General features: G+C 61.9%; 13 protein-coding genes. 9 read left to right on the forward strand and 4 right to left on the reverse strand.

All coding sequences use genetic code 11. From position 1 onward, the window contains the following. Positions 1 to 848, forward strand: an 848-nt coding sequence (locus tag PHE40_RS05365; protein WP_299959092.1) for a phytanoyl-CoA dioxygenase family protein, incomplete at its 5' end; no start/stop codon positions are given. A gap of 35 nt (positions 849 to 883) precedes the next feature. Here PHE40_RS05365 and PHE40_RS05370 read toward each other — a convergent pair. Further along, positions 884 to 1,633, reverse strand: a complete 750-nt coding sequence (locus PHE40_RS05370) for a tRNA1(Val) (adenine(37)-N6)-methyltransferase (RefSeq protein ID WP_299959097.1) — start codon at positions 1,631 to 1,633, stop codon at positions 884 to 886. 130 nt (positions 1,634 to 1,763) lie between these two features. Between PHE40_RS05370 and PHE40_RS05375 the strand changes: the two genes are divergently transcribed. Further along, positions 1,764 to 2,714, forward strand: coding sequence for a polyprenyl synthetase family protein (locus tag PHE40_RS05375; protein WP_299959141.1), 951 nt, complete (start codon positions 1,764 to 1,766; stop codon positions 2,712 to 2,714). 13 nt (positions 2,715 to 2,727) lie between these two features. Here the strand turns inward: PHE40_RS05375 and yajC are convergent, their stop codons facing one another. Next, positions 2,728 to 3,066: a preprotein translocase subunit YajC gene (yajC, locus tag PHE40_RS05380; RefSeq protein ID WP_299959100.1), complete on the reverse strand. Its 339-nt coding sequence runs from the start codon at positions 3,064 to 3,066 to the stop codon at positions 2,728 to 2,730. A gap of 91 nt (positions 3,067 to 3,157) precedes the next feature. Between yajC and PHE40_RS05385 the strand changes: the two genes are divergently transcribed. Together PHE40_RS05385 and PHE40_RS05390 are read left to right on the forward strand one after the other, a co-directional pair. After that, complete coding sequence (locus PHE40_RS05385; RefSeq protein WP_299959103.1) at positions 3,158 to 4,021, forward strand: ATP-binding protein; 864 nt, start codon at positions 3,158 to 3,160, stop codon at positions 4,019 to 4,021. Between the two features lie 360 nt (positions 4,022 to 4,381). Then, positions 4,382 to 4,606 (forward strand): transposase, encoded by a 225-nt coding sequence (locus tag PHE40_RS05390; RefSeq protein ID WP_366523585.1) that lies wholly within the window; start codon positions 4,382 to 4,384, stop codon positions 4,604 to 4,606. Positions 4,607 to 4,678: 72 nt separating this feature from the next. Here PHE40_RS05390 and PHE40_RS05395 read toward each other — a convergent pair whose 3' ends face one another. After that, a complete protein-coding gene (locus PHE40_RS05395) occupies positions 4,679 to 5,719 on the reverse strand; it encodes a rod shape-determining protein (RefSeq protein WP_299959108.1) in 1,041 nt (346 codons plus the stop codon). A 214-nt stretch (positions 5,720 to 5,933) separates the two neighbouring features. On the opposite strand from PHE40_RS05395, the gene PHE40_RS05400 reads away from it, so the two are divergent. Both PHE40_RS05400 and PHE40_RS05405 read left to right on the forward strand, forming a co-directional pair. After that, on the forward strand, positions 5,934 to 6,185 hold the full coding sequence (locus PHE40_RS05400) for a YMGG-like glycine zipper-containing protein (protein WP_299959111.1): 252 nt from the start codon (positions 5,934 to 5,936) through the stop codon (positions 6,183 to 6,185). 136 nt (positions 6,186 to 6,321) lie between these two features. Next, the gene (locus PHE40_RS05405; protein WP_299959114.1) at positions 6,322 to 6,531 is read left to right on the forward strand and encodes a YMGG-like glycine zipper-containing protein; all 210 of its coding nucleotides are present in this window, start codon (positions 6,322 to 6,324) and stop codon (positions 6,529 to 6,531) included. A 205-nt stretch (positions 6,532 to 6,736) separates the two neighbouring features. Here the strand turns inward: PHE40_RS05405 and PHE40_RS05410 are convergent, their stop codons facing one another. Then, the gene (locus tag PHE40_RS05410; RefSeq protein WP_299959117.1) at positions 6,737 to 7,573 is read right to left on the reverse strand and encodes a 1,6-dihydroxycyclohexa-2,4-diene-1-carboxylate dehydrogenase; all 837 of its coding nucleotides are present in this window, start codon (positions 7,571 to 7,573) and stop codon (positions 6,737 to 6,739) included. Between the two features lie 159 nt (positions 7,574 to 7,732). Here PHE40_RS05410 and PHE40_RS05415 point away from each other — a divergent pair, with 159 nt between their 5' ends. Genes PHE40_RS05415 through PHE40_RS05425 form a run of 3 tightly spaced genes read left to right on the forward strand, consistent with a single transcriptional unit; the run spans position 7,733 to position 10,415 of the window. Continuing rightward, positions 7,733 to 8,704: a dihydrodipicolinate synthase family protein gene (locus tag PHE40_RS05415; protein WP_299959120.1), complete on the forward strand. Its 972-nt coding sequence runs from the start codon at positions 7,733 to 7,735 to the stop codon at positions 8,702 to 8,704. 41 nt (positions 8,705 to 8,745) lie between these two features. Continuing rightward, on the forward strand, positions 8,746 to 9,921 hold the full coding sequence (locus tag PHE40_RS05420) for an aromatic ring-hydroxylating dioxygenase subunit alpha (protein ID WP_299959122.1): 1,176 nt from the start codon (positions 8,746 to 8,748) through the stop codon (positions 9,919 to 9,921). Then, positions 9,918 to 10,415 carry an aromatic-ring-hydroxylating dioxygenase subunit beta gene (locus PHE40_RS05425; RefSeq protein WP_299959135.1) on the forward strand — a complete coding sequence of 166 codons (498 nt, stop codon included), beginning with the start codon at positions 9,918 to 9,920 and terminating at the stop codon, positions 10,413 to 10,415. Before PHE40_RS05420 ends, PHE40_RS05425 begins: the two co-directional genes overlap by 4 nt. Positions 10,416 to 10,915: the final 500 nt, after the last annotated feature.

Here is a 10,915-nt window from a genome sequence, read left to right on the forward strand (position 1 = left end):
CGCCGCCCGCCATCCGCTTCGCAGATCTCGCCGAATACCCCGATGAAACGTTGATCCCCTCCCTTGACCGGCGCGAGCTCGACGAGGCCAGCCTCACCCCCGCGCAAGCCGCGTGGCGGCGCGATGGTGTGCTGCATCTTCCCGGCTTCATCCCCGATGCGGTGAGCGAGCCCTACCTGCAACGCCGCATCGCGCATAAAAAGAAGCACGGCTGGCTTATCGCCACACCTTATATGTATGTACCCGAAATGCGCGATCTCGCCCTCTACCCGCCGCTGATGGCGAAGATGAAAGAGGTCATCGGCGAGGATATGATGCTGCATCTCTGCCTCACCGGCTGGATGAGCTCTCAGCGCGGCTGGCACCAGGATGATTACCTGAACCCGCCCTTCGTCAATTCCTGGTACGCGGCGGTGTGGATCGCCCTGGGCGACATCCACCCCGCCAGCGGCCCGTTTCAATACATCCCCGGCTCGCACCGCTGGCCCCTGTTGCGCGGCGAGAAGGTGCGCCAGTTCCTCACCGCGGAAGAACTTGCTCACAAGGCGCCGCGCACCGGCATCAACCCTTGGGAGAAATTCGCCGAGCGGTTTCTCTCCCCGGCCATCGAGCATGAGATTAAGGCGTTCGGCCGCCCGCCGGTCAGTCTGCTGGCCAAACGGGGCGATGTGCTGATCTGGCACGGGCGGCTGATCCACCAGGGCTCGCTGCCTGAGGTGCCGGGCATGGAGCGGCGCTCGCTCATCGCGCATTACTCAGGCGTGAACCACCGGCCCGACATGCCCGAGCGCGCCCAGGACCAGAACGACGAAACCTACGCCGTGTTCCACACCCCGATGGTGGATTGAGCCTCGTTATATATCCTTATAGGTCAGAGACGGATTCAGGCATGAGATATGATCGCGCAGCGATTCCATCTCATGTCATCCGGCTCTAAAATCGCTTGCGCCGCCGCTGTTATCCCCGCCGCGTCATGCAGCACCAGCCCCGGCAACACGCGGTCCGGGCTTTTGGCGCCCCGGCGTGCCGTGATGATGATAATCTTCGCAGGCTCCCCCGCCCGCGGCCAGAGCGGAAATAAGCTGATCGCCCCACACCCCGCCCCGCGCAGCGCCGCCCCGGCGGCGGCGAAGGAAGCGTCTGGCAAAATCAGCGTGATGCTGCCGCGCGGCCGCAACACGCGGGTGAGGGAGCGGACCCAGCCTTCAAGCAACCCCGGCTCGGCCTGATGCGCCAGCGCGCGCCGCGCATCCGGCGAGGCGGTGTTATGCGCGGCGAACCAGGGCGGGTTGGCCATTACATGGCCGAACGCATGGCTGGGGAAGGGCAGGTGCATGGCATCGCCTTGGATGCAGGCGGTCCCGGTAAATCCGTTCGCCCGGAAATTCTCATTGGCCAGGCGGACGAGGGCAGGCTCAGCCTCGATGCCCACGCCCCGCACCCCCGGCACACGCGCGGCAAGGCACAGCAGAGCCGCCCCCGCACCGGTGCCGGCCTCCAATACCAGCTCCCCCGCCTGCGCCGGCACGGCGGCTGCCATCAGCACCGGCTCAAACCCCGTGCGGTGGCCCGTGGCAAGTTGCCGGTAAGCCACGCGCCCGCCCAATAATCCGCCGGATGTGATCTCATTCATGCCGCGCGCCTTGACCCTTTTTTCCGTCCGCCCGATATGGAGGTATCGTAATTGAAGCTCTCTGGTTAGGCCTAAAAATTTGGATGGTGCGACGCCTTTGACGACCAACGCTTTAGGCCGGCTCACAGCCATGCTGGAGCCCGAACTACTGGCCACCAACCAGGCGATCGTCGCCCGGATGGATAGTCCCGTTGCCCTCATCCCCCAACTTGCCGTGCATCTCGTCGCGGCGGGCGGCAAGCGGCTACGCCCGCTGCTCACCCTGGCGGCGGCCAAGCTCTGCGGCTACGAGGGCGCGCGCCAGATCAATCTCGCCGCCTGTGTTGAGTTCATCCACACCGCCACCCTGCTACATGATGATGTGGTGGACGAATCCGTGCTGCGGCGCGGCTTTGCCAGCGCCAACGCGGTATTTGGCAACAAGGCCTCGGTGCTGGTGGGCGATTTCCTCCTTGCCCGCGCCTTTGAACTAATGGTCGAGGACGGCTCGCTGGAGGTGCTGCGCATTTTGTGCAGCGCGTCGGCCACCATCGCCGAGGGCGAGGTGCTGCAATTAACCACGCAGAACGACATCTCCACCACCGAGCAGAAATATTTTGACGTGATCCGCGGCAAGACTGCGGCGCTCTTCGCGGCGGCTTGCGAGGTTGGCGGCGTGATTGCGGAGCGCCCGGCCGCGCAAAAGGCCGCTCTGGCGCAATTTGGCATGGACCTGGGCATGGCCTTCCAGCTGGTGGATGACGCGCTGGACTACGCCGCCGACGAAGCCGAGCTTGGCAAAACCGTGGGTGATGATTTCCGCGAAGGCAAGCTCACCTATCCGGTGCTGCTGGCCATCGCCGGGGCGGATAGCCGGGAGCTGGAATTCTGGACCCGCACCATCGGCGAGGGCGAGCAATCCGAGGCCGACCTCGTCACCGCCCTGGCCTTCATGCAGCGCCACAACGCCATCCAGCGCAGCATCGCCCGGGCCGACGTTTTCGTGGAATCCGCCTGCGTGGCGTTGGCAGCCTTCCCAGAAAGCCCGATGCGCACCGCGCTGGAAGACACCGCCCGCTACACCACCGCGCGCCGGTTCTGAGACGCTTGCTTCGCTAGACCTTGTCGCTGGCCGCCACGGGCGCCAGCACCGAGGTGATGGTCGAGCGCACGATGCTCACGGTGACATTGGGGGCAATTTCCACTTCCACCTGGTCGGCGCCGTCAACCGCCTTTTTCACTAGCCCGACAATCCCTCCCGCGGTCACAACCTTGTCCCCACGCTTGATCGTGGCCAGCCGCGCCTTCAGCTGCTTCTGCTGCTTCTGCGAGGGCATGATCAGCAAAACATAAAAAACGCCGAACATCAGAACCAGCGGGGCATACTGGATGATGCTGCTGTAGCTGCTGGCCGGGCCAGAGGCGGTCTGTGCGAAGGCCGGGGTAATAAACATGTCTGCTCCTGGTTGCGTTCAGTTGCGGCGGACCATAGGTTGCGGCGCGGTACAGTCAACTGGCGCGCCGAAACAACGAGGAGACTAGCAAATGGACGACACGCTGCTCCGCCGCATCGCCGAGGCGCTGGAGCGTCTTGCGCCGCCCGTGCAGGTCCCGCCAAACTTGGGCACCGCCGGGGCTTTCGTATGGCACCCTGAGCGGCTCACGCTGGCGCCGGTGCCCCGGGTCGCCCGGGTGGAGCTGGCGCTGCTGCAAGGCATTGGCCAGCAAAAAGGCATATTGCTGGAGAACACCCAGCGATTCGCAGCCGGCTTGCCGTCAAACAACGCCATGCTCTGGGGCGCGCGCGGCATGGGCAAATCCTCGCTGGTGAAGGCCGTGCACGCCCAGGTGAACAAGGAGCGGCCCGATTCGCTGGCGCTGATTGAGATCCACCGCGAGGACATCCGCACCCTGCCGGTATTGCTGAACATACTGCGCGGGCAGCCCCGCCGCTGCATCATCCTGTGCGACGATCTCTCCTTCGAGCGTGAGGACGCCGACTACAAGGCGCTGAAATCGGTGCTGGATGGGGGAATCGAAGGGCGGCCGGAGAATGTCCTGTTCTATGCCACGTCGAACCGGCGGCACCTGATGCCGCGCGACATGACAGAGAACGAACGCGCCGTGGCGATCCACCCCGGCGAAGCCGTGGAGGAGAAAGTCTCCCTCTCTGACCGTTTCGGCCTCTGGCTGGGCTTCCACAACGGCGACCAGGACACCTTCTTCGCCATGGTTGAGGGTTACGCCGTCGCCTACAACCTGCCGGTCACCACCCAGGCGCTGCGCGCGGCGGCGGTTGAATGGTCCGTGACTCGGGGAGGGCGCTCCGGCCGGGTCGCCTGGCAGTTTATCCAGGACATCGCAGGCCGCCTGGGCGTCCGCCTGGAAAGCGGGAGCAACACCCTATGAATTTCATACGGGCTTATGCCTATGGCGTTTCTGAAGGGGGCTGGCTCCCGGCGGTTTTCCACCCTGCCAACTGGGGAGCCCGGCTAGCCGCCCTCGCGCCTGACCGCCGGGGTGTTGCGGTAAATGATACCCCGGCTCTGTGAAAATCCGGATGGGACTTGCCAAACGGCCCGAGAACGATTCTGGTTTCGGGATGAAGCGGCAAGGCTTGCTTGACGATGAAGCGCGACGCGACCTGATCGGGTTGGCTCGGCATGGAGCATCGCAAGCCGCGCGCGATATCGCGCAAGCTCGATCCCGGGAAATGCGGTCCATCCGACCCACACGGTGCGTCAGGTTGGCTGCTAGCCGCCGAAAGACATACCGGTCACCGTGGAACAGAGTAGCGGGCGGGATCGTCTGAATATTCATGGCGCGATCGACCTTGAAACCGGCCGGACGGTCATGAAGGATGTGCTGACGGTGGATGCCGCGAGCACGATCATGTTGCTGATGGCGATCGAAGCGATGTACTCAGGCAAGCGCTTGCTTCACGTTTTCCTCGACAACGCCAGATTCCATCACGCCAAACTGGTCCAAATTTAGCTGGCGCGGTCACAAATAATTTTCGTATCATAAACCCAAAAAATACCGGATTCTGACTTGATCGGGGTATAGTTAATACATTGAGGAGAGAACAGTGCGTAGGCGCTTGATTTCCTCCAGCGCGCGCCCGGTGCCCAGGGCGACGCATTGCAGCGGGTTTTCCGCCACCATCACGGGCAGGCCGGTGGAGACGCGCAGCACTTCATCGAGCCGGTGCAGCAGAGCGCCGCCGCCGGTGAGCATGATGCCCTTATCGACGATATCAGCCGCGAGTTCCGGTGGGGTGTTCTCCAGCGCGACCTTCACGGCCTCGACGATCTGGCCCACCGGTTCAGCCAGGCTTTCGGCGATCTGGCGCTGGGTGACTGTGACCTCGCGCGGCACGCCGTTGATCAGGTCACGCCCTTTGACGAAGCGTGAGGGGCCGTTATCGGCGCTGTCCATCCAGGCGGCGCCAATGTCCATCTTGATGCGTTCGGCCGAGCTTTCGCCGATCAGCAGGTTAAAGGCGCGGCGGATGTAGGAGATAATGGCTTCGTCCATCTTGTCGCCGCCGACGCGCACGGAGCGGGCGTATACGATTCCGCCCAGCGAGATGACGGCGACCTCGGTGGTGCCGCCACCAATATCGACAACCATGGAGCCGGAGGGCTCGGTAACGGGCAAATTGGCGCCGATGGCCGCGGCCATGGGTTCCTCGATGAGGAAGACCTTGCGCGCGCCGGCTGATTCAGCGGCTTCCTGGATGGCGCGGCGCTCCACCGCGGTGGAGCCGGAAGGGACGCAGATGATGATGATGGGCGAGGAGAAGCCGCGGCGGTTGTGCACCTTGCGGATGAAGTGCTTGATCATCTCCTCCGCGACCTCGAAATCGGCGATCACGCCATCACGCAGGGGGCGGATGGCTGAGATGTTGCCAGGCGTGCGGCCGAGCATATGCTTGGCTTCCTCGCCGACGGCCAGCACATGTTTGCGGCCCTTTACATCAGCGATGGCCACGACGGAGGGCTCCGCCAGGACGATGCCGCGCCCCTTCACGTAAACCAGCGTGTTCGCCGTGCCGAGGTCGATTGCCATATCAGCCGACATGAGGCCGAGAAGTTTAGAGAACATCAAAAACCTTTCTTGTGCTGTTTTGAATCTGGCCGCTCCAGAGACAAAGCAGAAATCCGAGGCAGGGATTACAGCCAGGGGTGGCGGGCGGCAAGGCCCGCACCAGATGGGAGGCATTGTTGCGGGACTTTAATTCAGTGGTTAGCGGGGCGTTGTGGCGCGCCGCGCACCGCCGTGCCTATAAGGAGCGTTCAACAGCAAGAGGTTTATGAGAATGAGTGTTAATTTGCGCGTGCTTCCCGTGTTGCTGCTGGCGACGCTGGCTTTGGCTGGCTGCGGTTATTCGCCGGGGTCGCGCGCGCTCTCCGGCGGCGCGATCGGCGCGGGCACGGGCGCCATTTTGGGTGCGGTTACGGGCATCGGCCCGGCGGCGGGGGCGGCTATTGGCGGTGGCGTGGGCGCTGTCGCGGGGGCGGCCATCAGCCCGCGTAACCTCAACCTCGGCAAGCCGCTGGTTGGGAACTGAGCGGGGGGCGGAACGGTTGTCATTGCTCCGTTCCGTCTTGAATTTCCGCAGTGACGGGCCATATAATATTGAATAATTACAGTGGAGGTTTGCCATGTTGCGGAAATTGACGTTGCGGAATTTGACGGTTGGCTTGATGTTGACCGGTTCGCTGACGGCGCTCGCCGGTTGTGGAGATACAACAGGCCAGCGTGCGCTTTCAGGCGGTGCGATCGGCGCGGGTGGTGGTGCGATTCTTGGTGCGGTGACAGGCATGGGTGCCGGGACGGGGGCGCTTATCGGCGGTGCGGCGGGCGCTGTGACGGGAGCTGCCACCAATAAAAATCAGATCAACCTCGGGAATTAGAGTATCGTTTGAGGTTCGCTCAGCCGAGCGAGCCGGAGGCGTGAATCGTCCTTAGAAAAATAGCCAGAGCCTGATCACACTTAAACCAATCAGGCTCTAGCCTCCGTGACCTGATCAATACCACCAAGCTGCGGTGGCGCCCGAGCGCTCAAACAGGAGCGCGGGCTTGGACATTACGAGGGACAAGGCAGTCGACGCGGCGGTCTTATCCGATTCCGCCGCCGGCGACGAACAGGGTCTGCCCGGTGACATAGGATGCCTCGTCGGAGGCGAAGAAGCAGATCGCCGCAGCCAGCTCTTCGGGTTCACCGAAGCGTCCCATCGGCGTATCTCGTAGAGTCTGCTCCATGACCCGGGCAAAACCGACCTTGTCGGCTTCGGTCGGCGGGGCCGGATTGCGCGGCGTGACTCGGGTGACGTTAACCCCGCCTGGCGCAACGCAGTTGATGCGCACACCGCTGGACTCCAGTTCAAGCGACAGGGCGGCGGTCAGTGCGACAACCCCGCCCTTGGCGGCGGCGTAGGGCACACGGTTGACGCCGCGCGTCGCGACCGAGCCGATATTAACGATCGATCCGGAGCCTGCTTTCAGCATGTGCGGCAACACTGCGTGGCAACTCCACAGCGTCGGCCACAGCGAGCGGTTGACTTCGGCCACGATTTCCTCCGGGGTATATTCCCAGTAGGGCTTGGCCCAGATCGTTCCGCCGACATTATGCACTGCAACATCAACGCGTCCGAAGCGTTTGGTGACGTTTTGGTATAATCCGGCCGCACCCTCGCACTGTTCGAGGTCGGCTATCGCGGCGTGGGCATCGCCGCCCGCGCTGCGGAGCCGGTCGACTGCGGCCGCCGTAGCCTCCTCGGCCCGGTCGGCGACCACCACGCATGCGCCTTCCTGTGCCATCCGCTCGGCGGTGGCGAAACCGATTCCCTGCGCGCCACCGGTAACAACCGCAACCTTGCCATCAAACCGCTTGGACAAACTCACCTCCTGAAGGTCTTCCCGCTCCGCTGCCGCCTGACGGGCAGGAATTGCCACGGGCGCGAGCGGCCATCATTTTGTCAAGCTTATACCGCCGCTTGCCGCTAAACAAGAAGAGGGGTATGAAATGACGAACGTCCGGACAACAGCAACCAGCACGGCGAAACTCGGATTTGCGACTTTGGGAGAGATATAGAGTAGATGGTGCGAGCACTTTTGAGCCCCGGTGACGTCAAGGGCGGCTGGGCGATCATTCCAACCCCTGCGAAGGACGATGCCTCGGACTGGCGGGCGACCAAAACGGTCGATCTCGATGAAACCGCGCGGATGGTGAATGGCCTGATCGACGCGGGAATCGACGGCATCCTAAGCATGGGCACGCTGGGCGAAGCGGCGACCATGACCCACGACGAGAAGCTGGATTTCATGAAGGCGCTGGTCGATGCCGCCGCCGCGCGGGTTCCTGTTTTTGTCGGCACCACCTGCATCAACACCCGCGACACGGTGGCGCTGACCCGCCAGGCGCTGGATATTGGCGCCGACGGTACGATGCTTGGCTTGCCGATGTGGTGCGCGCCCAGCGTGGATGTCGCCGTCCAGTTCTATAAGGACGTGGCCGAGGCCGTGCCTGAGATGAACATCGCGATCTACGCAAATCCCGAAGCGTTCAAGTTCGATTTTCCGCGTCCGTTTTGGGCGCGGGTTGCTGAGATCCGTCAGGTGGTCACAGCAAAGTACATCGGCATCGGCAATCTGCTGGGCGATCTTGCCGCGATCCGCGGCCGCATCAAGCTGTTGCCGATCGATTTCGACTATTACGGCGCGGCACGCATGGACGATTCGGTTGATGCCTTCTGGTCAAGCGGGGCGGTGTGCCACCCGCTGGTGACCACGACGCTTCGCGATCTGGTAGCCGCGGCCCGCGTATCGGGTGATTGGAGCGCTGCGCGCGCCTTCATGGCAAAGCTTGGCCCGACGGCCGCGCCGCTGTTCCCCAATGGCAGTTTTAAGGAATTCTCGACCTACAATATCGCGCTTGAAAAGGAGCGGATGAACGCTGCGGGCTGGATTAAGGCCGGGCCGGTTCGTCCGCCCTACCATCTCTGCCCTGAACCCTTCCTGGAAGGCGCACGCAAATCGGGCACCATGTGGGCCGATCTCGGCAGGGCGCTCGAAGCCGAAAAATGATTGCGTAGGCGGCCTCGGCCGCCGAAAATAGGAGAGAAGAAATGACGGAAATAAAGCTGTCCTGGCCCAAGAACTACAACGAAGTTCCCAAGGAGGCCTTCACTCGCAAGGACATCTACGACGAGGAGATCAAGCGGATCTTCCATGGCCCGGAATGGCATCCGATCGCGCACGAAAGCGAATTGCCGAACCCGGGTGACTTCAAGACCTTCAGCCTGGCCGGGGTGCCGCTGCTCATCGCCCGTGACCAGCAAGGCGAAGTGCGGGTATTCTACAACGCCTGCTCGCACCGCGGCAACAAGCTCGAAACTGAGGTGATGGGCAATAAGACCGAGTTCGAATGCCCCTATCACCGCTGGCTGTTCGACGCCAAAGGCGATCTGATCGGCTGCCCCAACTACCGCGAGTTCCTGCCTGGCTTCGACAAGGCCGATTATCCCCTGGCCCAGCCGCGGTTTGACAGCTTCTATGGGGTGATCTTCGTGACGCTTTCGGCGGAAACCGAACCTCTTCTGGAATTCCTAGGCGATTCGCAGGACACGCTGCGTGAATTGGTCGCGGGAGATGGGCGGCTAAAGCTGCTCGGCTATCAGAAGGTCCGTTACGATACCAACTGGAAGTCCTACACCGATAACGACGGCTATCATGCGCCTCTGCTGCATCAGGCGTTTAAGCTTCTTAACTGGCAAGGCGGGAAGGGCCGGCAGTTTACCACGACCAAGCACGGCCATATCTGTTTCGAATCGGCGCTATCCGTCGCTAGCGGGCCCACGATTCTCAAGGACAAGTCTCTGATCGAGTTCAAGGGGCAGGACCCGGCGGTTGGTTCGCGGATTGTCAGTCTCTTCCCGACATTTGTTTCCACCAAGCATCTCGACGTGATCAACCTGCGCTTTGCAACGCCGATCGATGCGGAGACGGTCGAGGTCCATTATGCCTATTTCGCGCACCAGGACGATGACGAGGAGATGGTCCGTCACCGGCTGCGGCAAAGCTCGAACCTGCTCGGCCCCTGCGGGCTGATAAGCATGGAGGATGCCTCGATCTTTCAGCGTATCCACATCGGCAATCATACGCCTGGTTCAGCGATCTTCCAGAAGGGCGTACATGATCCTTCGAAGCTGGAATCAGAGTTTCTTCAGAACGATGAGAGCGGCAACCTGCCGCGCTGGGAGCACTACCGGTCGGTAATGGGTTTCGAAAGGGCCACAGCATGATTCAGATCGACACTTCACTCGAAGCAGCGCTGGACGCGCTACTTCTCGCCGATGCCAGCGCGCTTGATGGCAAGGATATGCAGGGCTGGCTCGGCAACTATGCCGAAGAGGACGCGGCTTCCTATTTCTGTCGATCGGTTGAGAATACAGAGCACGATCTGGCGCTGGGGTTCATGTATGACGATTGCCGCGCTCGTCTCGAGGATCGTGTCACCTTCGTCAACGATATATGGGTTGGCACGTTCCAGGATTATCGCACACGTCATTTTGTCCGGCGAATGCGCTACGAGCGAACCGGCGCCAGCACGGTGGAAATGAGGTCGAATTTTTCGGTGTTTATGACCGCGGTAGATAGTGGAATGACTCAGGTTCTGGCAGTTGGCCAATACCTCGACGCGGTGCGAGTGGGCAGGGACGGTAGCCTGAAACTTCTGTCGCGGCGGGCCGAGCTCGATACCTCGGTGTTGCCCCGGTATCTGGTTTACCCGATCTGATCGAGCCAATGTTCTTCGCCGCCCGGTTTCACGTTCGCCGCCTTTATTAACCAAAGACAGCTATGTTCGATTTGATTGTGATGCCCCCTTGCCTGGTGCGCCGTAGCTGGCGGCCGACGATGGAGCGGAACGCGGCTGGGAGCTGGTGAGCGGTCGGGGTTCTCTCCCAGAGGGTTCTGATTTTGCTTCGTCCCTTGCGGGTTTGCCGGAGCACTTGCCCTACGACTGTGCGCTGTGACCACCGAAAACCGATTTCGTTGAAGCGATCATCAATCGTTCTACCATGGCATGCCGATAGGCTTCAGGGCGCCATTGACTGACCCATGAAGTTAAGGGTGACACACATGTGTGTCACCCTTGCGGTGGCGGCCCATATTTACTCATTAGTCGGTAAATAAGGCGACATTTTTGTAGCTTTAGTTGGCTATTTTTGGTATGGTTTTGTATGAAGCGCGACGGACGAAGTCTTGATCATCATACGTTGGAGGTCATCCGTGTGA

The organism is Acidocella sp. (assembly GCF_028687955.1).
Classification (GTDB): Bacteria; Pseudomonadota; Alphaproteobacteria; order Acetobacterales; family Acetobacteraceae; genus Acidocella.

Bases quoted from the DNA above. Each gene is read 5' to 3' on its own strand.
- PHE40_RS05425 (WP_299959135.1), top strand. From the start codon at position 9,918: ATGATTCAGATCGACACTTCACTCGAAGCAGCGCTGGACGCGCTACTT.
- PHE40_RS05420 (WP_299959122.1), top strand. From the start codon at position 8,746: ATGACGGAAATAAAGCTGTCCTGGCCCAAGAACTACAACGAAGTTCCC.
- PHE40_RS05375 (WP_299959141.1), top strand. From the start codon at position 1,764: ATGCTGGAGCCCGAACTACTGGCCACCAACCAGGCGATCGTCGCCCGG.
- PHE40_RS05385 (WP_299959103.1), top strand. From the start codon at position 3,158: ATGGACGACACGCTGCTCCGCCGCATCGCCGAGGCGCTGGAGCGTCTT.
- PHE40_RS05370 (WP_299959097.1), bottom strand. From the start codon at position 1,633: ATGAATGAGATCACATCCGGCGGATTATTGGGCGGGCGCGTGGCTTAC.
- PHE40_RS05395 (WP_299959108.1), bottom strand. From the start codon at position 5,719: ATGTTCTCTAAACTTCTCGGCCTCATGTCGGCTGATATGGCAATCGAC.
- PHE40_RS05400 (WP_299959111.1), top strand. From the start codon at position 5,934: ATGAGTGTTAATTTGCGCGTGCTTCCCGTGTTGCTGCTGGCGACGCTG.
- PHE40_RS05405 (WP_299959114.1), top strand. From the start codon at position 6,322: ATGTTGACCGGTTCGCTGACGGCGCTCGCCGGTTGTGGAGATACAACA.
- yajC (WP_299959100.1), bottom strand. From the start codon at position 3,066: ATGTTTATTACCCCGGCCTTCGCACAGACCGCCTCTGGCCCGGCCAGC.